At 43.8% G+C, this 23,268-nt stretch carries 24 protein-coding genes; 19 read left to right on the forward strand and 5 right to left on the reverse strand.

Annotation, left to right across the window (positions count from 1 at the left end; genetic code table 11):
• Positions 1–57 precede the first annotated feature (57 nt).
• Positions 58–1,632 carry an acyl-CoA synthetase MbcS gene (gene mbcS / locus EV146_RS13750; protein WP_132007161.1) on the forward strand — a complete coding sequence of 525 codons (1,575 nt, stop codon included), beginning with the start codon at positions 58–60 and terminating at the stop codon, positions 1,630–1,632.
• A gap of 118 nt (positions 1,633–1,750) precedes the next feature.
• Positions 1,751–2,686 (forward strand): EamA family transporter RarD, encoded by a 936-nt coding sequence (rarD, locus tag EV146_RS13755; protein ID WP_132007164.1) that lies wholly within the window; start codon positions 1,751–1,753, stop codon positions 2,684–2,686.
• A 210-nt stretch (positions 2,687–2,896) separates the two neighbouring features.
• Here rarD and EV146_RS13760 read toward each other — a convergent pair whose 3' ends face one another.
• Positions 2,897–3,697: an NAD kinase gene (locus tag EV146_RS13760; RefSeq protein ID WP_132007167.1), complete on the reverse strand. Its 801-nt coding sequence runs from the start codon at positions 3,695–3,697 to the stop codon at positions 2,897–2,899.
• Positions 3,698–3,853: 156 nt separating this feature from the next.
• On the opposite strand from EV146_RS13760, the gene sppA reads away from it, so the two are divergent.
• From sppA to EV146_RS13810, 9 genes are all read left to right on the forward strand, one after another.
• A complete protein-coding gene (gene sppA / locus EV146_RS13765; protein ID WP_132007170.1) occupies positions 3,854–4,864 on the forward strand; it encodes a signal peptide peptidase SppA in 1,011 nt (336 codons plus the stop codon).
• Positions 4,857–5,390: an RDD family protein gene (locus EV146_RS13770; protein WP_373566068.1), complete on the forward strand. Its 534-nt coding sequence runs from the start codon at positions 4,857–4,859 to the stop codon at positions 5,388–5,390. Before sppA ends, EV146_RS13770 begins: the two co-directional genes overlap by 8 nt.
• 592 nt (positions 5,391–5,982) lie before the next feature.
• Positions 5,983–6,663, forward strand: a complete 681-nt coding sequence (locus EV146_RS13780) for a DUF2953 domain-containing protein (RefSeq protein ID WP_132007176.1) — start codon at positions 5,983–5,985, stop codon at positions 6,661–6,663.
• Between the two features lie 23 nt (positions 6,664–6,686).
• Positions 6,687–7,139 (forward strand): GerW family sporulation protein, encoded by a 453-nt coding sequence (ytfJ, locus tag EV146_RS13785; RefSeq protein ID WP_121611427.1) that lies wholly within the window; start codon positions 6,687–6,689, stop codon positions 7,137–7,139.
• 135 nt (positions 7,140–7,274) lie between these two features.
• Positions 7,275–7,775 carry a thiol peroxidase gene (gene tpx, locus EV146_RS13790; protein ID WP_121611428.1) on the forward strand — a complete coding sequence of 167 codons (501 nt, stop codon included), beginning with the start codon at positions 7,275–7,277 and terminating at the stop codon, positions 7,773–7,775.
• 122 nt (positions 7,776–7,897) lie between these two features.
• Positions 7,898–8,881 carry a class I SAM-dependent methyltransferase gene (locus tag EV146_RS13795; protein WP_121613926.1) on the forward strand — a complete coding sequence of 328 codons (984 nt, stop codon included), beginning with the start codon at positions 7,898–7,900 and terminating at the stop codon, positions 8,879–8,881.
• Between the two features lie 288 nt (positions 8,882–9,169).
• Positions 9,170–10,357, forward strand: a complete 1,188-nt coding sequence (locus EV146_RS13800; protein WP_132007179.1) for an acetate kinase — start codon at positions 9,170–9,172, stop codon at positions 10,355–10,357.
• 114 nt (positions 10,358–10,471) lie between these two features.
• Complete coding sequence (locus EV146_RS13805; RefSeq protein ID WP_132007182.1) at positions 10,472–11,323, forward strand: EcsC family protein; 852 nt, start codon at positions 10,472–10,474, stop codon at positions 11,321–11,323.
• Positions 11,310–11,822: a MogA/MoaB family molybdenum cofactor biosynthesis protein gene (locus EV146_RS13810; protein ID WP_132007185.1), complete on the forward strand. Its 513-nt coding sequence runs from the start codon at positions 11,310–11,312 to the stop codon at positions 11,820–11,822. Before EV146_RS13805 ends, EV146_RS13810 begins: the two co-directional genes overlap by 14 nt.
• A gap of 40 nt (positions 11,823–11,862) precedes the next feature.
• Here the strand turns inward: EV146_RS13810 and EV146_RS13815 are convergent, their stop codons facing one another.
• The gene (locus EV146_RS13815) at positions 11,863–12,177 is read right to left on the reverse strand and encodes an ABC transporter C-terminal domain-containing protein (RefSeq protein ID WP_132007188.1); all 315 of its coding nucleotides are present in this window, start codon (positions 12,175–12,177) and stop codon (positions 11,863–11,865) included.
• A gap of 216 nt (positions 12,178–12,393) precedes the next feature.
• Between EV146_RS13815 and EV146_RS13820 the strand changes: the two genes are divergently transcribed.
• Positions 12,394–13,602, forward strand: a complete 1,209-nt coding sequence (locus EV146_RS13820; protein WP_132007191.1) for an argininosuccinate synthase — start codon at positions 12,394–12,396, stop codon at positions 13,600–13,602.
• Complete coding sequence (argH, locus tag EV146_RS13825; RefSeq protein WP_132007194.1) at positions 13,599–14,981, forward strand: argininosuccinate lyase; 1,383 nt, start codon at positions 13,599–13,601, stop codon at positions 14,979–14,981. Before EV146_RS13820 ends, argH begins: the two co-directional genes overlap by 4 nt.
• A 71-nt stretch (positions 14,982–15,052) precedes the next feature.
• On the opposite strand, the gene EV146_RS13830 is transcribed toward argH, so the two are convergent.
• Positions 15,053–15,520 carry a universal stress protein gene (locus EV146_RS13830; protein WP_121611435.1) on the reverse strand — a complete coding sequence of 156 codons (468 nt, stop codon included), beginning with the start codon at positions 15,518–15,520 and terminating at the stop codon, positions 15,053–15,055.
• Positions 15,521–15,621: 101 nt separating this feature from the next.
• On the opposite strand from EV146_RS13830, the gene EV146_RS27585 reads away from it, so the two are divergent.
• From EV146_RS27585 to EV146_RS13840, 3 genes are all read left to right on the forward strand, one after another.
• A complete protein-coding gene (locus EV146_RS27585) occupies positions 15,622–15,774 on the forward strand; it encodes a hypothetical protein (RefSeq protein WP_181215879.1) in 153 nt (50 codons plus the stop codon).
• A 459-nt stretch (positions 15,775–16,233) separates the two neighbouring features.
• Positions 16,234–17,355 (forward strand): alanine dehydrogenase, encoded by a 1,122-nt coding sequence (gene ald, locus EV146_RS13835; protein WP_132007197.1) that lies wholly within the window; start codon positions 16,234–16,236, stop codon positions 17,353–17,355.
• Between the two features lie 164 nt (positions 17,356–17,519).
• Positions 17,520–18,458 carry a manganese-dependent inorganic pyrophosphatase gene (locus tag EV146_RS13840; protein ID WP_132007678.1) on the forward strand — a complete coding sequence of 313 codons (939 nt, stop codon included), beginning with the start codon at positions 17,520–17,522 and terminating at the stop codon, positions 18,456–18,458.
• Between the two features lie 42 nt (positions 18,459–18,500).
• On the opposite strand, the gene deoC is transcribed toward EV146_RS13840, so the two are convergent.
• Both deoC and EV146_RS13850 read right to left on the reverse strand, forming a co-directional pair.
• Complete coding sequence (deoC, locus tag EV146_RS13845; RefSeq protein WP_132007200.1) at positions 18,501–19,175, reverse strand: deoxyribose-phosphate aldolase; 675 nt, start codon at positions 19,173–19,175, stop codon at positions 18,501–18,503.
• Positions 19,176–19,491: 316 nt separating this feature from the next.
• The gene (locus tag EV146_RS13850) at positions 19,492–20,586 is read right to left on the reverse strand and encodes a M24 family metallopeptidase (protein ID WP_132007203.1); all 1,095 of its coding nucleotides are present in this window, start codon (positions 20,584–20,586) and stop codon (positions 19,492–19,494) included.
• A 158-nt stretch (positions 20,587–20,744) separates the two neighbouring features.
• On the opposite strand from EV146_RS13850, the gene EV146_RS13855 reads away from it, so the two are divergent.
• The 3 genes from EV146_RS13855 (at position 20,745) to EV146_RS13865 (ending at position 23,229) form a co-directional block, all read left to right on the forward strand.
• The gene (locus tag EV146_RS13855; RefSeq protein WP_132007206.1) at positions 20,745–21,425 is read left to right on the forward strand and encodes a metal-dependent hydrolase; all 681 of its coding nucleotides are present in this window, start codon (positions 20,745–20,747) and stop codon (positions 21,423–21,425) included.
• Positions 21,426–21,527: 102 nt separating this feature from the next.
• A complete protein-coding gene (locus EV146_RS13860; protein ID WP_121611441.1) occupies positions 21,528–21,770 on the forward strand; it encodes a hypothetical protein in 243 nt (80 codons plus the stop codon).
• A gap of 139 nt (positions 21,771–21,909) precedes the next feature.
• The gene (locus EV146_RS13865; RefSeq protein ID WP_132007209.1) at positions 21,910–23,229 is read left to right on the forward strand and encodes a CBS domain-containing protein; all 1,320 of its coding nucleotides are present in this window, start codon (positions 21,910–21,912) and stop codon (positions 23,227–23,229) included.
• Positions 23,230–23,268: the final 39 nt, after the last annotated feature.

Below are 23,268 nucleotides of genomic sequence, written 5' to 3' on the forward strand. Positions count from 1 at the left end.
ATCTGTATAATAGAATTAGGTATTATTACTAGGTGCTAATTGGGGGAGGATTTAATAATGGATAGGGAACTATTGATTGCGCCTCAAAAATATAATTTAATTTCAGAGATCGAGAAGTTTGCTCATAATTCGGACAGGCTGGCACTTCAATGGGAAAACGAGGCAGGAGAGAGAAAAGAAATTACCTATAAAAACCTTATCGACACCGCCAATAGAATCGGAAATGTATTTAAAAAGTTTGGCTTAATGAAAGGCGATACAGTATTAATAGTGGTACCGCGGCTAATCAATGCATATCAGGTTTATATTGCGGCGCTGAAATCAGGGCTTGTCGTTATTCCAAGTTCTGAAATGCTGAGGACGAAGGATTATCAATACCGAATTACTCACGGGGATGTTAAAGCAATCATCTCTTATTACCCGTTTGTCGGGGAGTTTGCCGGGATTGAGGAAGCCAGCAGTCTATTGAAGTTTTCCGTTGGAAAGCACGTTGATGGCTGGATCGATTTGGATAAGGAACAGCTAACCGCTGCGGAATATTTGGAAATGGCTGATACTGACCGGGAGGATATGGCGTTTTTATCCTATACATCCGGCACTACAGGAAACCCAAAGGGAGTCGTACATACACATGGCTGGGCCTACGCTCACTTACAGACGGCTGCGAAAAACTGGCTGTCGATTGAAGAAGGAGATATTGTCTGGGCGACTGCTGGACCAGGCTGGCAGAAATGGATTTGGAGTCCATTCCTTTCCGTTTTGGGCTCTGGGGCAACCGGTTTAGTTTATCATGGAAGGTTTGAACCGACAAAATACCTTGACATGCTGCAATCCTATCAAGTTAATGTTTTATGCTGTACGCCTACAGAGTACAGGCTAATGGCAAAAGTGGAAAATATTTCTGAGTACGAGCTTAGCGCGATTCACAGTGCCGTTTCAGCAGGCGAGCCATTAAATCGGGAAGTGATTGATACTTTCAGGAAGCACTTTAATATCGATGTGCGAGATGGATATGGGCAGACGGAGAATACTCTCCTTGTAGGAATTACCAAGGAGATGGAGCTAAAGCCAGGTTCCATGGGTAAACCGACACCCGGGAACAGAGTAGAGATTGTCAATGAAAACGGGGAGCCGTGCCAAACGGGAGAAGTGGGCGATATTGCCGTCCATATCAGTACCCCAGCATTGTTCAAAAGTTATTATAAAGACCCTGAACGGACAGCCATGCAGTTCCGGGGGGATTATTACGTCACCGGAGACAGGGCGAAAAAAGACGAAGAGGGATATTTCTGGTTCGAAGGTCGGGCTGATGATATCATCATCACTTCCGGCTATACAATTGGACCATTTGAAGTGGAAGATGCCCTTGTCAAGCATCCATCTGTAAAAGAGTGTGCGGTTGTGGCCTCACCTGATGAGGTCCGCGGCAATGTGGTCAAAGCTTTTGTTGTTTTAAGGGATGGTGTCGATCGAAATGACCCTGATCTTATTCCAAGGCTTCAGCAGCATGTAAAGGGGCTGACAGCACCCTATAAATATCCCCGTAAAATCGAATTCCTTGATGAATTGCCGAAAACCACATCCGGAAAGATCCGTCGTGTCGAACTTCGCCAAATAGAACTGGAAGTATAGGGGAGAATGCAGGCGAGTTTATCGCCTGCATTTTTGGTGAAAAAAGGTTGCCAGTACTTTAACCCCCCTTTATAATGAAGTTATTTCGTGTCTAGAAATATTATGGGGGTGTTGCGGCATGAATAATAACTCAGAACAGCAAAAAGGAGTTATTTACGCTGCTTTTTCTTATATTTTGTGGGGGATCCTTCCGATTTATTGGAAGTTCCTTGATCATGTAGGGGCAGAAGAGATACTGGCCAACCGGGTTTTATGGTCGTTTGTCTTTATGCTTTTAGTATTACTTCTAACGAATAAGTGGCAGGTGTTTATTAAAACCATTCGCGGATTCACCGCAAATAAGCGTCAAATGCTTGCTCTTTCGATTGCTTCCATCCTGATCAGCATTAACTGGTTCCTATATATTTGGGCTGTAAATACCGGTCAGATGATTGAAGCAAGTCTGGGTTATTATATTAATCCTCTTGTTTCCGTCCTGCTGGGTCTTATCTTTTTTAAAGAGAAGCTTTCGCAAGCACAAATCTTTTCGTTTTCGCTTGCAGCCATTGGGGTACTGATCATGACGATTTCCTATGGGAAATTTCCGTTCATTGCTGTGACATTGGCCTTGTCATTTGGACTATATGGATTAGCAAAGAAATTGATTAAAGTTGATTCTGCTGTAGGGCTGGCCCTGGAAACAATGGTCGTGACTCCAATTGCAGCTATTTATCTGCTTCTTCTTATTATAAATGATAAAAGTACGCTGTTTACAGTTTCCTGGAGTACGAGTTTCCTGCTTATTGGCGCGGGTGTTGCAACAGCTGTTCCGCTTCTTTACTTTGCAAAGGGGGCACAGAAAATTCCGCTTTCAATGCTGGGGCTCCTGCAATATATTGCCCCAACCTTGACTTTGCTCCTTGGAATCTTCATTTACGGAGAGGCCTTTTCTAAAACACATTTACTTGCTTTTACTTTTATCTGGGCTGCTTTGACCATCTACTCATTATCGAGGACAAAGCTTGCCATTGCACTCGAAGTGAAGTGGCGTAAAGAAAAAAGTTCCCATATGTAAAAAAGAGCCCCTGATTTTTAAAAAGGGCTCCCGGACTGCAGACAAACTCGATGGAATAAGAGCTTGTCTGCAGTTTTTATTTTAACTTTTGAACGGGGAATGCTGACTTGCGTTTCAGGGGCTTCACTTTCCGCGGGGCGGTGAGCCTCCTGTATCGCGAATGCTCTGCGGCGTGTGCCTAGAACTGCAGTCACGATCAGATTACCTGCCTTACAAGAACGTTCTCTTTACTTTTTCCCAGAATGAGTTGTCTTTTAGTTTTACTGTTTTGACGTATTTCCCGCTTAATTGCACGTCAATTTTTTCGACGTGCTGAATGCTGAGGGCTTCATTATCCATTCCCATTATCGGATAATCGTTCCCGTCCTGGACCACTTTTAGGGAAAGCTTCCGGTCGCCGCCCAGTATAAAAGAGGACCCCAGTGTACGGTATTGATTATTGTTAACCGAAGCAAGCTCACTTACCTGGATGCAAGGCAGGAGCGGATCCACAATGGCTCCATTAACTGACTTATTGTAACCGGTGCTCCCCGTCGGTGTTGCAACAATCATTCCGTCTCCATGGAATGTTTCAAAATGCAGGTCATCGATAAAAACATCCATGACAAATGCTTTTATAATCGAGGAACGGACACTGAATTCATTGAGGCAAAGGAAAGATGTTTCGTCATCTATTTTTACATCGATGGTAGGATACCTTCTGACTTCCACCGATGACCTGGTCACGGCCTCGATCATTGTGGAATGGTCATCATATTCAAAATCACAATAGATGGAACGCTTCCCTGTTGTGGAAACACCGGCATAAAGACAGTCCTCCCTAAAGCCCGTTTTCCTTATTGCCTGAAGAAACGTATCATCTCCGCCAACGCTTACAATAATATTTGCGTGACGGTAATCCTTTACTAATGTAAAATCATATCTTTTTGCCAATTCATATAGTGGGGCAACCTTTTCCTTCATCTCAGCATCTGGTTTATGGTAAAAATAAACATTACGGCGATTAGGCAAAATAACTCCTCCTGACAATTTATGATCATTATTAAGATTAACAAATACCCTTTTATCCCCATCTTTTGTTAAAATAGGGGGGATTGACAACAGTTTACCATGTTTGTTGAACAGTTTGAAACTTAAAGCCAAAAGGGTTAAAGGAGGAACATTAACATGAATAAAAAAAGGTGGGTGGCTGTTGCAATAGCTGCACTGTTATTTGTACTTTCAGTGGCTGTCAATGCTCTGTCATCTTTCACATTTACCAAAGCGGAATCAACATTTACAGACATGTTTGGAACGAGTGAAGAACAAGTGATGGAGGAAGTTATTGAAGAAGGCAATGAATACAAGAAAATTGCTGTGCTGGACGTGGAGGGTACCATTCAGGATACTGGAAGCCCAAGTGCATTTTTTGAAAGCCCTGGCTATAATCACAGGACTTTTATGGAACGGCTCGATTACGCTAAAGAAGACAAGAATGTAAGAGCGATTGTTCTAAGGGTTAATTCGCCTGGAGGGGGCGTGGTGGAAAGCGCTGAAATCCACGATAAGATAAAAGAAATACAGGCAGAAACAAAGAAGCCTGTCTACGTATCAATGGGCTCCATGGCTGCTTCTGGAGGGTACTACATCTCTGCACCTGCGGATAAAATATTTGCCAGTCCGGAAACACTGACAGGTTCTCTTGGAGTGATCATGCAGAGCGTCAATTATGCCGGGCTCGCTGAAAAGTATGGAGTGGATTTTGTTACGATTAAAAGCGGTCCTTATAAGGATATAATGAGTCCTTCCAGAGAAATGACGGAAGAAGAGAGAGAGATACTCCAGAGCATGATTGATAATTCCTATGAAGGTTTTGTCAAAGTAATATCCGAAGGCCGGGGGATAGCAGCAGATGAGGTTAAAAAAATTGCAGATGGCCGCATTTATGATGGAAGACAGGCAAAGGAACTGAATTTAATCGATGGATTTGGTCATTTTGAAGATGTAATTGATGCACTCAAAAAGGACCATAAGCTTAATGGAGCTCAAGTGGTCAGTTATACAGAAAATATGGGCTTTGGATCCCTGATTGGAATGAGTACCAGGAAAATGATGGGGGAGGACCTGGAAATGGCAGGACTGATGAAGCTGCTTTCTCAGCCCAATTCTCCTAGACTAATGTATTTATATGCTGAATAAGGAGGAGAATCATTCAGTGGATACTTACGAATATGAGGAAAAAGGCACTGCGCCTATGCCGGTGCCAAGTGAGATAAATGGGGAAGAAAATCATAACGATGGCAGGAGCCTTCAAGTCTATCGCTATGCAGGTTTCTGGATGCGGCTTTGGGCTTATTTGCTCGATTTGATTGTAATAGGAAGCCTGAATCGATTGTTGATTTATCCTGTCTTCAGAGCCATTGGACTACCGTTGGATAAAGGTATATTTGAGCCGGTCGGGATTGCGACAGCGATTATATTTTACCTGTATTTTGTCCTGATGACTAAATACTTTGGCCAGACCATAGGAAAAATGGTCTTTGGACTTAAGGTAGTCCCTCTGAAAGGAAAATCCCTTTCTTGGGGGACCGTCCTATTCCGTGAATGGGTTGGACGTTTCATTTCAGGCTTCATCATGATTGCCTATATAGTTGTAGCATTCCTTCCTAAAAAACAAGGGATTCATGATTTATTTGCAGATACAACGGTCATCCATGAACACTGATGCGAACCTGCCTTTTAAGGCAGGTTTCAGTTTGTCGGTGGTCCGGCACATGAAGCAGATGTCAAAGGTATACTAAATAAAAGTGAGTTTATTAAAATGACGGTTCGAGGCTTTGACGGTCCACTTCCGAACACATTCCTTCACAAAGTCAGAAATCAAGCTTCCGTCTCTCGGCCAATGATCCTGCTGAATTGATCTAAAACAACGATCTCAAGTTGGTCCCGCTGGATTTTTTCGAAAGCACCTTCATCACCTGAAACTTTATATATGTCTATTTTAAAATAGGCTCAGTTTACCTGCTATATCTACTGCAAGAAACCTGTTGACTGGAGTGGAAGGCGTGAAGACTCCTGCGGGATCAGCGGGACAGGTGAGACCCCGCAGGAGCATTCGCGACGAGGAGGCTCACCGCCCGCCCCGTGGAAAGCGAAACGCCTGGAACGGAAGTCAACAGTCCCATTCATAAACACAAAAGACTGTTGACAAGCTCGATTCTTATTTAGTTTGTCTGCAGTCTGAAACCTGCCTTTTAAGGCAGGTTTATTTTTATGCTCTTATGCCGATAATAATAGGCTGAAAGGTTGTGAAAGATATGAAGTGGCTGTTGTTGCTCTCGCTGCTTGCGTTAGCCCTGATTGTGGTAATCACTGTTACAAAGGTCAAAATAATTATCTATTTTTACCACGGCAAGGATAATGATTTTATAAACATGGAAGTAAAGGCCTGGGGAGGCCTCATTCGTTATAAAAAAGAAATCCCGATGATTGCAGTCGATGATGACAGCCCTTCCTTAGTTTTTGAAGAAGAAGCCGGCTTGGGGCCAGATGAGGAACCAGGAGAAACACAAGAAAAGCAATTAGAGCAGGATGAAGTGTTAAAAGGTTTTCATGACCTGAAAGCTTTACTCGAACATATAGTGGGGATGCATGTATTAGTTCGGCAATTTCTAAGAAAAGTAACGATTAAAAAGCTGGAATGGCATACGGTTATTGGGATTGGAGATGCCGCCTCTACAGCGGTCCTGAGTGGGACAGTTTGGGCCATGAAAGGAGGAATCATCGGGCTGTTAAGCAGGTATATGAGACTTGCAGAGCTGCCTGTGGTCACCGTCACTCCTAATTTTCAGCAATTCATGTCACAAATACAGCTGAAATGTATTTTTCAAATTCGAATCGGGAATGCTATTTGGGCAGGAATAAAACTGATTAAATATTGGAGAGGTGGAAGGCCGAGTTTTAAAACGAAGCCTCTTTCCGTTCTATCTAGTGATTAAACCTTTACTGAGGAGGAAATAGAATGTCCGATCATCCAATCCAGGGATTGATGACCACTGCAATGGAAAACTTAAAAGAAATGATAGACGTAAATACCATCATTGGGGATCCGGTTGAAACTCCAGATGGAAGTGTAATCATGACGGTCTCCAAGGTAGGCTTTGGCTTTGCGGCAGGAGGAAGCGAGTTTGTCATGGACGGTGATAAAGGATCGTCCGAAGGCCAAAAGCATCCATTTGGCGGCGGAAGCGGCGGAGGTGTTTCTATAACCCCAATCGCCTTTTTAATCGTTAACTCAAGTGGTGTGAGAATGCTGCACCTTGATGAGTCTACTCATTTAATAGAAAAAATTCTTGACGCTGCACCTCAGGCCGTTGAAAAAATACAGCAGTTGATGTCCAAGAATCAGGGCGGTAAAAAGAAGGAAGACAAATCAGGCGGATCCAAACCTCCAGAAGAGGATTATGATATTTAATTTTCAAGCCGGGTTAACTTTTCCAATTAGGAAGGTTAACTTTTATTTTGATAATAGTCATTATTATTTGAAAAATTACCCATTAAAAGATATATTTACACTGTACATATTATTGGATTGTGGAGGATGAGGAAAATGGCTACTATTACATTTAAGGGGAACCCGGTTACACTGCTTGGAAACGAAGTAAAGGTGGGAGACCAAGCCCCAAATTTTACCGTGCTTGCTAACGATTTGTCAGAAGTGACTCTTCAAGATTCTAAGGGTTCTGTGCGCCTGATCAGTGTTGTCCCTTCAATAGACACTGGGGTTTGTGATGCACAGACACGCCGGTTCAATGAAGAAGCGGCAAAGCTCGATAATGTTAAAGTACTTACTGTGAGTGTGGATCTTCCTTTCGCGCAGAAACGCTGGTGCGGAGCAAACGGAATTGATAATGTTCAAACTCTCTCTGACCACCGCGACCTTTCCTTCGGGGAAGCGTACGGGGTAGCAATTCAGGAGCTGCGCCTTCTTGCTCGTGCAGTATTCGTTGTGGATTCCAACGATAAAGTAACCTATGCAGAATATGTAAGCGAAGCGACAAACCATCCTGATTATGAAGCAGCAGTCCAGGCAGCAGGCCAGGCGAAATAAGAATGAAGGGCCGCAGATTACTCTGCGGTTTTTCTTATGCGCGAATGATGGAGTCCTGACGCTTGTTTCAGAGGCTTATCAAGGTTAAAATAGTAAAATCAAGTTTTGCAGGAGGAAAAAAAGTGAGCATAGCATTAGTTGAAAAACTGTTCACGGTTTTTAATGTCACGGCGGACATCTTAAAAGACGAATTATCTTGTACATATCTCGAGGGTCTTGCAGAAACCGGGGAAAATTTATTCCATGAAAAAATACTTCAGGAAGAGTTAAGTGAATTAACCGAGAGAAGACTCCTAAAGGCATATAGTGAAGTAAATCTTGAGGAATTTACTAAAGAACAGATCCGTCAGGCTTTCCAGCTAGCCATTTTAAAGGGGATGCAGGAAAACGTTCAGTCCAATCACCAAATGACACCGGATTCTGTTGGAATGTTTATTGGTTACCTTGTTAATAAATTTGTTGAAAAACCAGCCATTCGCATCCTTGACCCGGCGGTTGGAACAGGCAATCTTTTGGCCACCGTGCTGAACCAGCTGGACAAAAGTGTCGAGTCGGCAGGAATAGACATCGATGACATCCTGATCAGACTTGCCTATGTAAATGCAAATCTTTTAATGCATCAGGTCCAGCTCTTTAATCAGGACAGCCTTGCTCCTTTATTCATCGACCCTGTGGATGTGGTCGTTTGCGACCTTCCAGTCGGATACTACCCAAATGATGTCAGGGCAGCTGAATTTGAAATTCATGCAAAAACAGGGCATACATATGCCCACCACCTGTTCATTGAACAAAGTGCACGCCACACAAAAGAGGGGGGATTTATGTTCCTGGTTATACCAAATGGTCTCTTTGAGAGCGAGCAATCAAGCCACCTTCACGAGTACATTAAGAATAATTTGATCATCCAGGGAATCATTCAGCTCCCGGAAGCAATGTTTAAGAATAAACAGAGTGCTAAAAGTATATTAATACTGCAAAGAAAAGGAGAAGGAACCACTCCGCCAAAAAGTGCACTCCTTGTTGATCTTCCAAAGATGTCTGATGGCCCGGCAATGAACAGGATCCTTGCAGACATAGACAGCTGGTTAATTGGCAATAAAAAGTAAAAAAGCGAATAAACCGGGAAACCGGTTTATTTTTTTGCATAAAAAGCTAGAATGAATCCGCTTATCCAGAAAATTTCAGGGTAAATTAAGGTGACTGAATTTTTAGGAAGTCTGAATAAAAACTCATTTTAGATGGAAACGCTGACAAGCCGAAAGTGGCTTGAAATGTAAATTGGACAGTGTTTTAATTGGAAATTGAGAGATATAATATGAGCTTGTTGCACAGAATAAATATGGACTCATCATGAATGATTGCACAAGTTTCTACATAAAGGAGCGGTACAAGCTATGGCTAAAATGATTGCGATTAACGCAGGCAGCTCATCTTTAAAGTTTCAATTATTTGAGATGCCAAGTGAAGAGGTTATTACAAAAGGATTAGTAGAGAGGATCGGTCTAAAGGATTCAATCTTCACTATCTCGGTAAATGGTGAAAAAATCAAAGATGTGCTGGATATTCCGAATCATGAAGTTGCGGTTAAAATGCTGCTGGATAAGCTGATCAGCAACGGAATCATTCAATCACTCAATGAAATTGAAGGGGTCGGGCACCGTGTAGTTCATGGCGGTGAGGAATTCGATGATTCTGTATTAATTACAGATGAAGTCTTGGCTAAAATCGATAAATTATCGGAACTCGCACCACTGCATAATCCAGCCAACCTTACAGGAATTCGTGCTTTCCAGCAGGTATTGCCAAATGTTCCGGCGGTAGCTGTCTTTGATACAGCTTTCCATCAAACTATGCCTGAGAATTCTTTCCTGTACAGTTTGCCTTATAACTACTATAAGGAGTTTGGCATCCGAAAATATGGATTCCATGGTACATCCCATAAGTATGTCTCCCAGCGTGCTGCTGAAATGCTGGGACGCCCGATTGAGCATTTGCGCTTGATTTCCTGCCACCTTGGCAACGGTGCAAGCATCGCTGCCATTGAAGGGGGTAAATCGATTGATACTTCAATGGGCTTTACACCTTTGGCGGGTGTTACGATGGGGACCCGTTCAGGTAATATTGACCCTGCGCTAATTCCTTATATAATGGAAAAAACAAATAAAACAGCTGACGAAGTACTGGATGTATTAAACAAGGAGAGCGGCATGCTTGGTGTTTCCGGATTCTCAAGTGATCTTCGCGATATTCAGACAGAAGCGGATAAAGGGAACAAGCGTGCAGAATTAGCCCTTCAGGTTTTCGGTGACCGAATCCACAAATATATTGGTTCTTATGCTGCCCGCATGAGCGGCGTGGATGCTATTATTTTCACAGCCGGAATTGGCGAGAACAGCACTGCTATTCGCGAGCGTGTTCTTAAAGGTCTTGAATTTATGGGCGTCTATTGGGATCCTGCTTTAAATAAGGTACATGGAGAAGAAGCCTTTATCAGTTATCCGCATTCTCCTGTTAAAGTAATGGTTATTCCGACAAATGAAGAAGTCATGATTGCAAGAGATATTCTCCGTCTGACAAAGTAATTGAAAAAGAAGCAAAGGCCGCCGGCTTTTGCTTTTTTATTTGCACTGGGCGGAAGAATGCTTTATTTTTCGGGTGTGCTATACTAATAAAAACACGATGCTGGAGGGTTAAGAATGTCACTTACGGAAAGGGAAAAGAAAGTACTCGCTGAATTAAGAAACTGGGAAAACCTCCTTGCCGACTATGAACCAAATGATCTTGAGCTAGCTTATGACAGATATTTGGAAGGGTCGTTTTCGCTGCTTCCTGAAGGAGTCCAGGAGCAGTTTTTTTCAAAGTTTGATAATTGGCTGTTTCATCTCCATTCGCTGATACAGGGATCTCAGCTTCAAATGGATGCGAAGGAAAGAATCCTGTCAGCAGGCCGGCTGTTCAACAGCGAACTGGATTCCATCAGTGACATGAAGGACCTGGCCATCGAGCAAATTCAATATATTGCAGACCAGCAGATTGCCAGGCACCGCTTATATTCATTTTTACAAGGCGGGCTGTCGGGAAGCGGTGGCAACCTCGTTTTGGGGACAGATATCCCTGCTATGGCCGTGGTCAATTTAAGAGCAGTCCAACTGATTGCAATGACATATGGGTTTGAAGTAAATACTCCATTCGAAATGATGGCGGCCCTTAAGGTTTTTCATGCAGCCATGATGCCGAAGAGAATGCAAAGCACAGGCTGGAATACATTAATGGAAGATCTCACCCAGGCTGAAGATCATTATTTTTATATAGGGAATGAAGAATTAACCGATGTTACTTGGCTTGAACAGCCGATAAAACATATGATGAAGGCTCTTGTCATTCTGGTATTCAGGAAGAAACAGCTGCAAGGTCTGCCTTTAATCAGCATGGCCATTGGGGCAGGCTCCAATTATCAGGTGACAAGGCGAGTGACAGAGTTTGCCCAAAAATATTACCAGGCAAGATACTTTATGCATAAGGGGGTGGCACTGGATGAGCGTTATTGAGCATAAATCGGCAGCGCCGGCTCAGGTACGCTGCAAGATCATTACGATCAGTGACACCAGGAATGCTGATAATGACAAGAGCGGGAAACTAATGAAGGATATGCTGATTGTAGCTGGGCATGCAATCACAGAATATGCGATTGTAAAGGACGATGCAGAAGCCATACGAAGTGCAGTTAAAATTGGCTGCAGCAATCCTGAAGTCGACATTATTCTAACGAACGGCGGTACTGGGATCGCCGGGCGGGATGTAACAATAGAAACGCTGGAAGAGTTATTTGACAAAGCGATTCCCGGGTTCGGGGAACTCTTCAGGATGCTGAGCTATCAGGAAGATATCGGTTCAGCAGCAATGATGTCGAGGGCCGCGGCAGGTGTATGCAAGAATAAAGCAGTGTTTGCGACTCCGGGGTCTACAGGTGCGGTCAAGCTTGCTATGGAAAAGCTGATTCTTCCGGAGATTGGACATGTTGTGAGAGAACTGAAAAAAGATCTATAAACACTTCTAACCCCCCTCCTGAGATCAGGCGGGGGGTTCATTATTGGTGAACCTTTCCAGTAACCTCCTCGTGGGTTCTGTACCACAGCCACAGGTCATTTATGATTGACGCCAGTTCGGCAATTTCACTGTTTAATCGGCAGGAGCGGTCAAAGTTTGATTCATCATTGAGTTCAGCTTGTTTTGAATTGATTTTATGTTCAAGTTCGGCAATCCGGTCGGGTATGCTTCCGCGAATTTTTTCCCAATAAAGTAGAATGTCATGCTGCAATCGCCGGGGAAAGTGATCCCAATCCTGTTTAAATGCCGGCAGCGGAATCCCGAGCCTGGCGTTAAAATGAAAATATTCCTTCATGTTGAAAGAGCCTCCCCGTACCAATTCTTGTCTCCATTCTACATTATTTATGTCAAGGCTTCCATGCTATTTTATGCACGGAATTTTCACGGAAAGAAAAAAAATAAATAAAATTTGCACTTTAGGATTGAAAATTGCAGCAAAACCTGTTAACTTTACTAATATAAATGAATAAACATATAACTGGATGCATAAATATTCAAAGGGGAGAAAAAAATGACTTTATCAAAAAAAATCGTACTTGCCTATTCTGGCGGGCTGGATACATCGGTAGCAATTAAATGGCTTCAAGAAAAAGGGTATGACGTGGTAGCATGCTGTCTTGACGTCGGCGAAGGAAAAGACCTGGATTTCATTAAAGAAAAAGCTCTCAAGGTAGGGGCTGTCAGCTCTTATGTACTGGATGTGAAAGAAGAATATGCGAAGGAATACGCTTTGGTAGCCCTTCAGTCACATGCGCTGTACGAAGGGAAATATCCGCTCGTATCTGCCTTGTCCCGTCCGCTGATTGCGAAAAAGCTGGTTGAAGTGGCGGAGAAAGAAGGAGCTGTTGCTGTTGCCCATGGCTGTACAGGGAAAGGCAATGACCAGGTGAGGTTTGAAGTTTCCATTAAAGCGTTGAATCCTGACCTGGAAGTACTTGCGCCAGTCCGTGAGTGGAAATGGTCAAGGGAAGAAGAAATTGCCTATGCAGTAGAAAATAATATCCCGATTCCAATCAACCTAGACAGCCCTTACTCAATCGACCAGAATCTATGGGGAAGAAGCAATGAATGCGGAGTTCTTGAGGATCCATGGCAGGCACCGCCTGAAGGCGCATACGAGCTTACAGCGAGCCTTGAAAATACTCCGGATGTTGCAGACGTTATCGAAATTGAGTTTGATAAAGGTGTTCCGGTTGCTTTAAATGGAAAAAATTACTCACTTTCCCAATTGATTCTTGAGCTGAATATTCTTGCAGGCAAGCACGGTGTCGGCAGAATCGACCATGTTGAAAACCGCCTAGTCGGGATTAAATCACGTGAAGTTTACGAGTGTCCTGCAGCAATGACCCTCATCAAGGCTCATAAAGAGCTTGAAGACATCACTCTTGTAAAAGAAGTGGCTCATTTTAAACCAATCATGGAAAAGAAAATGACTGAACTCATCTATGAAGGACTATGGTTCTCGCCGCTTCGCAATGCTCTTTCTGCATTCCTTGAAGAAACCCAGAAGCACGTCACAGGGACTGTAAGGGTGAAGCTGTTCAAGGGCCATGCTATTATTGAAGGCCGTAAATCTCCATATTCCCTGTATGACGAGAAGCTTGCAACCTATACTTCCGAGGATGAATTTGATCATAGTGCAGCAGTCGGTTTCATTAATCTTTGGGGGCTTCCAACAAAAGTCCAAAGCATTGTGCAGGGCAAGAAGGTGACTGTGTGAAGAAACTCTGGGGCGGAAGGTTTACAGCTTCTGCTGAGGAATGGGTAGATGAATTTGGGGCATCCATTCCTTTCGATCAGGAACTCGTTCTTGAAGATATAAAGGGAAGCATAGCCCACGCAACCATGCTATCTAAATGCGGGATTCTGACGGAAAAAGAAGCTGAAACCATCATTGGCGGTTTAAAAGAATTAAAAGAAAAAGCGTTAAAAAAGCAACTGGAGTATTCTACAAAGTACGAGGATATCCATCTTAATATCGAACATATGCTGACGGAACTTATAGGGCCTGTTGGGGGGAAACTTCATACAGGCCGAAGCCGAAATGACCAGGTTGCCACAGACATGCATCTGTACTTAAGCGATCAAGTGGCTGAAATTGCGGCCCTCCTCGGAGAATTTCAGGAAACCCTTATTGAAAAAGCAGGAGATCATATCGAAACTGTCATGCCGGGATATACACACCTGCAAAGAGCACAGCCAATTTCTTTTGCGCATCACTTAATGGCTTATTTTTGGATGCTTGAAAGAGATAAACAGCGGTTCACTGAAGTCCTTAAAAGAATCAATATCAGCCCTCTCGGGGCGGGGGCGCTTGCAGGAACAACTTTCCCAATTGACAGGGAATATTCGGCGGAACTCCTTGGTTTTGAAGGAATCTACCAAAATAGCCTGGATGCAGTAAGCGACCGGGACTTCATTCTCGAGTTCATGTCGGCAAGCTCTATACTTATGATGCATTTATCCAGGTTTGCGGAGGAAATCATTCTATGGTCGAGCCAGGAATTCCGGTTCGTCGAACTGGATGATACTTTCGCAACGGGAAGCAGCATCATGCCTCAAAAGAAAAACCCTGATATGGCTGAATTAATCAGGGGGAAAACAGGGCGTGTCTATGGAGGGCTTATGAGTCTCCTCACCATCCTTAAAGGTCTTCCGCTTGCATATAACAAGGATATGCAGGAGGATAAAGAGGGCATGTTTGATACAGTCAAAACTGTTAAAGGATCTTTAAAGATCTTTTCAGGCATGGTCAAGACGATGACAGTTAATACCGACAATATGAAGGCTTCCGTCACAAAGGATTTTTCCAATGCGACTGAGCTTGCAGATTACCTGGCTGCCAAAGGAATGCCTTTCCGGGAAGCGCATGAAGTTGTTGGGAAGCTTGTGCTGGATTGTATCGGAAAAGGCTGTTTTCTGGCAGATCTCCCGTTTGAAGAATTCAAAGCTTCCAGTTCATTGTTTGAAGAAGACATTTATGAGGCACTTGATCCCTATAATGCAGTTGCCCGCAGGAATTCGGCGGGTGGCACCGGATTTGCGGAAGTTGAAGCCCAGATTCAAAAAGCAAGGCTGCTCACTGGGTTGGAGAAATAAGTTCCGGATTATAAAAGGAAGCACACAGACTTGCCTGTGTGCTTCCTTTGCTTATTTAAAGTTTTATCCATTTATTGATCATTGTTCCCAGTGGTTTCCTTCGGGGTCCTTATAATCATGACATCGCAGGAGGCATATCGGACAATATGCTCAGAGACACTTCCGATAAAAAAGCGTTCCACCGCATTCATGCCTGTGGCACCGCAGATAATCAGGTCCGCATTATGTTTTTTTGCAATTTCTTTAGCGATTTTAACTTTTGGGGACCCATAATCAAGCACATGGGCTACTTCTGCCACTCCAGCCTCAAGTGCCTGCTGTCTGTAATTTTCAAGGAGTTCGGTTGCAAATTCACCCGCCCGCTCCGTAACCGTGCGGTCATATGCTTCCACTGTCGCAAATGTCCTTAGATCAATGACATGTGTCAAGATCATTTTTGCAGAGTTCCTCTTTGCAATCTCAATGGCTTTTTTGAATGCCCAGGCTGCTTCTTTGGATCCGTCTACAGCTACTAAGATATTCTGATAAGTTAAACCCATTGTTTTTCCTCCTCCTTTACCTTAATTATACAGAAACGTTTTTAGTATGGATGTTACAAACTGACGAACAATATAGATAAGTTTGGGAAGGAGGAAGCAAATTGGATAAAAATCCGGAAAAGGGATACCAGTCGTATGCTTATGATGACCAGGGGACAATGGAGGTAAGCAGACAAATCATGAACTCATATAACAGCGGGGTAATCGACCCATCTGAAATGAGAAGAATCGCAGAGCAGAGGGAAGAAGAGTAGCATCGAAAACAAGCTGATTTAAAGCTTGTTTGAGACTGTAGACTAACTCGATGAAAATCGGGTTGTTACAGTCTTTTTTATTTTGTCTGGTTGTAAAACTGGGCAGTTGATTTCCATGCAGCGGCTTCGCTTTTTGCGGGCGACCCGGGGAGCCTCTAGACATTGACGCACCTGTTGGGTGTCCCCTGGCCCTTATCCTGACCCGTGCATGCTTCCGCAGGAGTCCAGCGGCTTCCAATCCAATCAACAGGGTTTTAAGAGACAATGTGAACTAAGCCGATTTTCCAGCAAGCTTTTTATGTTTTTAATATTCTTTTAAGGGTTGAATAAGATCTTTTTTGCAAAAAAGTATTTTTCTGCGATAAAATGTAAGTGCCTTCATTCTATACTTCCTTTGCGGGATTGTGATTGGTAATTTGAACGTTAAAACTCATTTCTATTCCATAGGGGGATTTTATTATGCGCATCGGTGTACCGAAGGAGATAAAAAATAACGAGAACCGCATCGCCATGACACCTGCTGGGGTGGTCAACCTTGTTCAATCCGGACACACAGTATCAATTGAAACGGGAGCAGGACTGGGTTCCGGCTTTACGGATGATGATTTTCAAAATGCGGGCGCCCAGATTGTAGCTGCACCTGACGAAGCATGGAGCGCGGACATGGTCATGAAGGTTAAAGAACCTCTCAAAGAGGAATTCGGCTATTTTCGTGAAGGCCTTATTTTATTTACATATCTCCACTTAGCTCCAGAACCTGAACTTACAGCGGCTTTACAAGAAGCTAAAGTGGTTGGAATTGCCTATGAAACGATTCAGCTTCCGAATGGGAGCCTGCCGCTTCTTACTCCAATGAGTGAAGTTGCCGGAAGAATGGCCCCCCAGATTGGCGCCCAATTTTTAGAAAAGGTGTATGGGGGAAAAGGAATTCTATTATCAGGTGTCCCGGGGGTTCAAAGAGGAAGGGTAACCATCATAGGCGGGGGTGTTGCCGGCACCAATGCTGCCAAGATGGCGGTTGGACTGGGGGCAGAGGTTACTGTGATCGATCTGAATCCTGAAAGGCTGAGGCAGCTTGATGATATTTTCGGGCAGGATATTACAACATTAATGTCAAACCCGTATAATATTGCGGAAGCTGTCCGGGCATCCGACCTTGTCATTGGTGCCGTTCTGATTCCGGGGGCACGGGCCCCGAGGCTGGTAACAGAAGAAATGATCAAAACAATGAAGCCTGGTTCTGTTGTCGTTGACATTGCAATAGATCAGGGCGGGATTTTTGAAACAACAGACAGAATCACTACTCATGATCGGCCTACCTATGAAAAGCATGGTGTTGTTCATTATGCGGTTGCTAATATGCCGGGGGCAGTTCCTAGGACTTCTACATTGGCTCTCACGAACGTAACAGTTCCTTATGCTGTTCAAATTGCCAATAAAGGTTATAAACTTGCCTGTCTAGAAAACCCGGCCATTTTAAAAGGGGTTAATACACTCAATGGTCATGTTACCTACAAGGCGGTGGCTGAAGCTCAAGGCCTGGATTATATAGAAGCGGAAGCGGTGCTGCGGCAATTATAGAATTGTTGGAAAGATTCAGTGAATACTGGATCTTTTTTTCGAGGATGGATTGTGAATTATATAAATAAATGATATTTTATAGTATATTGTTTATGGATAAACTGCGATTTTTTGCCATGTCAAAGAGTTAAGCAGCTAATTTTTTTGAATTAAGGAGTGTCATGATGGAAAAAGTATTGATTTTCGGGCACAAGAATCCTGATACGGATTCAATCTGCTCAGCTATCGCCTATGCGGATTTAAAAACTAAGCTTGGAGAAAATGTGGAAGCCGTCCGTCTAGGACAAATTAATGGAGAAACTGCCCATGCGCTTGAATATTTCAAAGCAGACGAACCCCGTCTGGTAGAACAAGTAGCGGGTGAAGCACCACAAGGCGTCATCCTGGTTGACCACAATGAACGCCAGCAAAGTGCCGATGATATTGAGAAGGTAAGGATCCTTGAAGTAATCGACCACCATCGTGTAGCAAATTTTGAAACAAGCGATCCTTTATATTTCCGGGCTGAACCAGTTGGCTGCACAGCGACTATCTTAAATAAAATGTACAAAGAAAACAATATTGCTATTGAGAAGAACATTGCAGGCTTAATGCTGTCTGCGATTATCTCCGATTCACTATTGTTTAAATCTCCTACATGCACAGAACAGGATGTCGCAGCTGCCCGTGAATTGGCAGAGATTGCTGGTGTTGATGCAAATGTTTACGGTCTCGAAATGCTAAAAGCAGGTGCTGATCTTAGCAGCAAGACGATCAATGAATTGATCTCATTGGATGCAAAAGAATTTTCAATGGGAAGCTATAAGGTTGAAATCGCCCAAGTCAACACAGTGGACGTAAATGATGTCCTGGCCCGTCAGGCGGAGCTTGAAGATGCATTGACACAGGTGATTGCCGAAAAGGAACTGGATTTGTTCCTTTTAGTCATTACAGATATCCTGACAAATGATTCTGTAGGCCTTGCGCTTGGAAATCAGGCAGGGTCAGTGGAAGAAGCCTTCAATGTCAGCCTGGAAAACAACACCGCAGTATTAAGAGGAGTTGTCTCCCGTAAGAAGCAGGTTGTTCCAGTACTTACAACAACCCTGATTGCTAGAGGATAAAATAAAAAAGCTCCGGCGCTTTATGCCGGAGCTTCTTTTCGTTTAATAAGAAGTATTTGAGCTTTGTCCGTTGATAATAGCAACCCCAGAACTTGCACCAATCCTTGTGGCACCAGCTTTGATCATCGTTTCAGCATCTTCAAGGCTCCTTACGCCTCCCGAAGCTTTAACCCCGATGGCTGGGCCTACAACCTTTCTCATTAGGGCAATATCCTGCGGAGTTGCTCCGCCGGTCGAAAATCCAGTTGACGTTTTTACAAAATCGGCTCCCGCGTTGGCAGCAAGCTTGCAGGCTATTTCTTTCTCTTCATCCGTCAACAGGGATGTTTCAATAATGACTTTTGTCAGCGCACGGTCTTTTGCAGCCTCTACTACTGATTTAATATCGCTTTCAACAAGATGGTACTGCTTCGACTTCAATGCCCCAATATTGATGACCATATCAACCTCTTCGGCTCCATTCTCGATGGCAATTTTCGTTTCAAAGGCTTTTACCTCTGATGCTGAAGCTCCCAGCGGGAAACCGATGACGGTGCAAACCTTTACTTCCGCTGCATCTGTAAGCACTTCGGCCGCTTTTTTGACCCAGGCAGGATTGACACAAACGGAAGCAAAGTTATACTCTTTTGCTTCTTGCGCTAATTTTATGATTTCAGTTTCCGTAGCATCAGCTTTCAGTAATGTATGATCGATCATGCGAGCTAAATCTGTTGCCATTTTTCATTCCCCCATTTATAAAGCATTGCTATATATAACAATGATTGATTACCTGATCAATATATCAATTGGGTGAACAAAAGTAAATATGATCTTGAACAATTGTTTAGTATTTTACGACCCAAACTTAGCTTCGGGCATGATGAACGCTTCATGATTACCTTCTTCCTTTTCTACCTGTTTTTAAGGGCATCATGAACTCTTTCATAACGACCGGGCGTTATGAAGCCCCCATAAAAACCTTTTTCGCTCTAGCTCATGAATTGAAAAAGCTCCTGCGCGGATATGCACAGGAGCTGAAAGTAACATAACTATTTTAGACGATCACCAGTTCTTTCGGGTACTTAGTCAAAATTTCAATTCCTGACTTCGTGACCAGCACGTCATCCTCGATTCTGACACCAGCCACCCCGGGAACATAAATTCCCGGTTCGACTGTGAAGACCATGCCTTCTTCAATGGTCAAGGAGTTTTCTGAAGTGATTGAAGGAAACTCGTGCACGCTGATACCCAGCCCATGACCCAGCCTGTGAGGGAAGAATTCTCCGTATCCTGCAGAAGCGATTTTATTGCGTGCAGCAAGGTCTACTTCCGAACAGGCCGTCCCGGGGCGAATGGATTTCAAGGCTTCAAGCTGGGCATCGAGGACTGTCTGGTAGATTTTTTTCTGCTCCTCTCCGATATCCCCGAAGGCAACAGTCCTGGTGATATCGGAGCAGTAGCCATCAACGACTACTCCCAGGTCGAACAGGACCAGATCCCCTTTGCTGACTTTTGTCAGCCCGGGTGTTCCATGTGGAGATGCGGCGTTTTTCCCTGTAAGGACCATTGTCGAAAAGGACATTTCCAGTACGCCTTTTTTCTTTAGCGCATATTCAATTGCTGCTAGTATTTCTAGTTCGGTTTTGCCTTCACGTATCTCCTGAACCCCTGTTTCAATTGCAAAATCAGCAAGCTCGCAGGCCTCCCGAATTTTAGCCAGTTCCTGGTCATCCTTTTTCAATCGCAGCAGCCTGAGTTTTTCTTCAGCTGAAACGAACTCGGCATGTGGAAACAGGCGAACCATCTCTTCATAGCGGATGACATTCATATGTTCTTTTTCAATTCCCGCTTTATGTACAGACTCGACCCTTGATTGAATAGCCCGGTTGACCAGTTCCCATGGACGGTCCGTATCGCTGTGACCGATTATTTCAAATTTCCATCCTGCATTCCTGGCATCATTCACTTCCATTCCTGGGCAAACCAGAAATGGCTCCGCATCCTGGAATACAGCGATTCCAAGGAGCCTTTCATGCGGTTCGCTTAAAAAACCGCTTAGATAAAAGACATTATCTGGAGAAGTAAGAAAGCAGACATCCACCTGATGATCCTTCATCCATCTTGATAGTTGTTTGATGCGGTGTTCCATAGTAATAGATTCCTCCTTGCATTTTTTGTATTAAGAGCGTAGCAACTAAAATAAGAAAAGTAAACTTTTATAAGCCAAAAACTTTGGGTATAAATGAGGAGGACTTATAATAGGGATGTTGAAATAACAAAGCAGACTGCAGAAGGGAGAGAGTTTTATTGAAAATTTCATACCACGGTCATTCAGTTGTTAAGATTGAAACTGGAGGGAAAACTATTTTAATTGATCCCTTCCTTACCGGCAATGGACTCACAGACCTCAAGGCGAATGAAGTAACGGCTGATGCGATTCTTTTGACACATGCACATAATGATCATGTAGGGGATACTGTTGAAATTGCGAAACGGACCGGTGCCCTGGTAGTAACAAATGCCGATTTGGCTACATATTTAAGCTGGCAAGGAGTTCGAACACACGGCATGAATATTGGAGGTTCCTATGAGTTTGACTTTGGCAAAGTCAAAATGACACAGGCATTCCATGGATCAGGCTATGTTACTGATGGCCAGCAAATCATTTATGGAGGAATGCCGGCGGGGATACTCTTTTCAGCAGAGGGCAAGACGATCTACCATGCGGGTGATACAGGATTGTTCTCGGACATGAAGCTCATTGGGGAACGCCATGATATTGACCTTGCTTTCCTGCCGATTGGCGACAACTTTACGATGGGGCCTGAAGATGCTGCTGCGGCGGCCGAATTTTTAAAGGCAAAGCTGGTGGTGCCGATCCACTTCAACACCTTCCCTCCGATAAAGCAGGATCCAACAAGATTCATTGAAATGCTTAAAGGAAACAAAGGCCAGGTTTTCGAACCCGGGGAATCTATTGAAATATAAAAGTAACTGCTGTGCAATGCACAGCAGTTTTTTCGTTTTAACAGGCTTATTTTCCCGGGTCCGGCATATGAATAGAACAAGCCATAATCCAGGAGGAATGAGATGAACAAGAATCGCTATCTTCTTTATTTGCTTTTATGCGGGCTGATGCTCTATTATGCCTTGCCGAGGATATCCATTGGGATTCATGGACCCGAAGGCCTATTTGCCGCAGCCTGGCTGCTCTTCGCTTTATTCGTTATCGCAGGCAACCTGTCTGCTTTCCTATACACACCTAAAAAACAAAAGCTGGCAGGATCCAGGGGAGAGCGAATTCCGAAAAAGTCACAGGGCACTGGTGTCTAATGATCTAAAAAATAGAAATCCTTCTTAATATGCTGAATAAAAATGCTTCGGCTTGAATTGAAACAAGACATTAATCACTTTATAATAAAAATGGATAGCTATTTTCGTTCGGAAATTTAAATTATAAAGGGTGAAAGTCTTGGCAACGAAGCATGAACAAATTTTACACTATATTGATGAACTTCCGATTGGGGAAAAAATATCGGTACGCCAAATCGCCAAGGCCATGAATGTGAGTGAAGGCACTGCTTACCGTGCCATAAAAGAAGCGGAAAATAAAGGTTATGTAAGCACGATTGAACGTGTTGGCACAATCAGGATTGAAAGAAAAAAGAAGGAGAATATTGAGAAGCTCACTTATGCTGAGGTCGTCAATATTGTTGATGGCCAAGTCCTTGGCGGAAGGACAGGCTTGCATAAGACACTAAATAAATTTGTCATTGGCGCCATGAAGCTGGAAGCAATGATGAGGTATACCGGAGCTGGGAATCTGCTGATTGTAGGCAACCGTGATAAGGCTCATGAGCAGGCACTGAGAGCTGGTGCAGCGGTTTTAATCACAGGCGGGTTTGATACCGAAGAGCAGGTGAAAAAGCTTGCCGATGAGCTTCAGCTTCCAATCATATCAACCAGCTACGATACTTTTACTGTCGCGACCATGATTAACCGAGCTATTTACGATCAGCTGATAAAAAAGGAAATCATTCTGGTCGAGGACATTCTGACGCCCCTTGCCGACACGGTCTATCTCAAAACCGATGACAAGGTTGCCGACTGGTTTCGCTGCAAGGAGGAAACAGAGCACAGCCGTTTTCCTGTTGTCGACCGGAACATGAAGGTACAGGGAATGGTTACATCGAAGGATATCATGGGAGATGATCCAGAGACACCGATTGAGAAAATTATGACAAGACAGCCGATGACAGTCGGCGGAAAGACAAGTGTTGCATCGTCTGCGCACATGATGGTGTGGGAAGGGATCGAAGTGCTGCCGGTAGTTGACGACTCCAACAAGCTCCAGGGAATGATCAGCCGCCAGGATGTACTTAAGGCACTACAGATGATTCAGCGCCAGCCGCAGGTAGGGGAAACTCTGGATGATACCGTCACCAGCCAAATGATTATTTCCCGCGGAAAATCAAAGGAAGAGGATATCTTCCGGTGTACCGTAACACCGCAAATGACCAATCATTTAGGGACGATATCCTACGGGGTTTTTACTACACTGGTGACCGAGGCGGCAAATCGTGTACTGAGAGGCTATAAAAAAGGTGATTTGGTTGTCGAAAACATGACAATCTATTTTATCAAGCCGGTGCAAATTGACAGCGTCCTCGAAATCACTCCAAAGATCCTCGAGGTTGGGAGGAAATTCGGGAAGGTGGATGTAGAAGTTTACAAGGAAGGGGTTCTTGTTGGTAAGGCCATGATGATGTGCCAGCTGATAGACAGGCATTAAGCATGAAAAAAGAAGCCGCTCAAGGTCAACGGCTTCTTT

The organism is Mesobacillus foraminis, assembly GCF_004340465.1.
GTDB classification, from domain to species: Bacteria; Bacillota; Bacilli; order Bacillales; family Cytobacillaceae; genus Mesobacillus_B; species Mesobacillus_B foraminis.

Bases quoted from the DNA above. Each gene is read 5' to 3' on its own strand.
- ytfJ (WP_121611427.1), top strand. From the start codon at position 6,687: ATGTCCGATCATCCAATCCAGGGATTGATGACCACTGCAATGGAAAAC.
- EV146_RS13780 (WP_132007176.1), top strand. From the start codon at position 5,983: ATGAAGTGGCTGTTGTTGCTCTCGCTGCTTGCGTTAGCCCTGATTGTG.
- tpx (WP_121611428.1), top strand. From the start codon at position 7,275: ATGGCTACTATTACATTTAAGGGGAACCCGGTTACACTGCTTGGAAAC.
- EV146_RS13800 (WP_132007179.1), top strand. From the start codon at position 9,170: ATGGCTAAAATGATTGCGATTAACGCAGGCAGCTCATCTTTAAAGTTT.
- ald (WP_132007197.1), top strand. From the start codon at position 16,234: ATGCGCATCGGTGTACCGAAGGAGATAAAAAATAACGAGAACCGCATC.
- sppA (WP_132007170.1), top strand. From the start codon at position 3,854: ATGAATAAAAAAAGGTGGGTGGCTGTTGCAATAGCTGCACTGTTATTT.
- mbcS (WP_132007161.1), top strand. From the start codon at position 58: ATGGATAGGGAACTATTGATTGCGCCTCAAAAATATAATTTAATTTCA.
- EV146_RS13820 (WP_132007191.1), top strand. From the start codon at position 12,394: ATGACTTTATCAAAAAAAATCGTACTTGCCTATTCTGGCGGGCTGGAT.
- EV146_RS13830 (WP_121611435.1), bottom strand. From the start codon at position 15,520: ATGGGTTTAACTTATCAGAATATCTTAGTAGCTGTAGACGGATCCAAA.
- EV146_RS13840 (WP_132007678.1), top strand. From the start codon at position 17,520: ATGGAAAAAGTATTGATTTTCGGGCACAAGAATCCTGATACGGATTCA.
- EV146_RS13850 (WP_132007203.1), bottom strand. From the start codon at position 20,586: ATGGAACACCGCATCAAACAACTATCAAGATGGATGAAGGATCATCAG.
- EV146_RS13810 (WP_132007185.1), top strand. From the start codon at position 11,310: ATGAGCGTTATTGAGCATAAATCGGCAGCGCCGGCTCAGGTACGCTGC.
- deoC (WP_132007200.1), bottom strand. From the start codon at position 19,175: ATGGCAACAGATTTAGCTCGCATGATCGATCATACATTACTGAAAGCT.
- EV146_RS13860 (WP_121611441.1), top strand. From the start codon at position 21,528: ATGAACAAGAATCGCTATCTTCTTTATTTGCTTTTATGCGGGCTGATG.
- rarD (WP_132007164.1), top strand. From the start codon at position 1,751: ATGAATAATAACTCAGAACAGCAAAAAGGAGTTATTTACGCTGCTTTT.
- EV146_RS13805 (WP_132007182.1), top strand. From the start codon at position 10,472: ATGTCACTTACGGAAAGGGAAAAGAAAGTACTCGCTGAATTAAGAAAC.
- EV146_RS13815 (WP_132007188.1), bottom strand. From the start codon at position 12,177: ATGAAGGAATATTTTCATTTTAACGCCAGGCTCGGGATTCCGCTGCCG.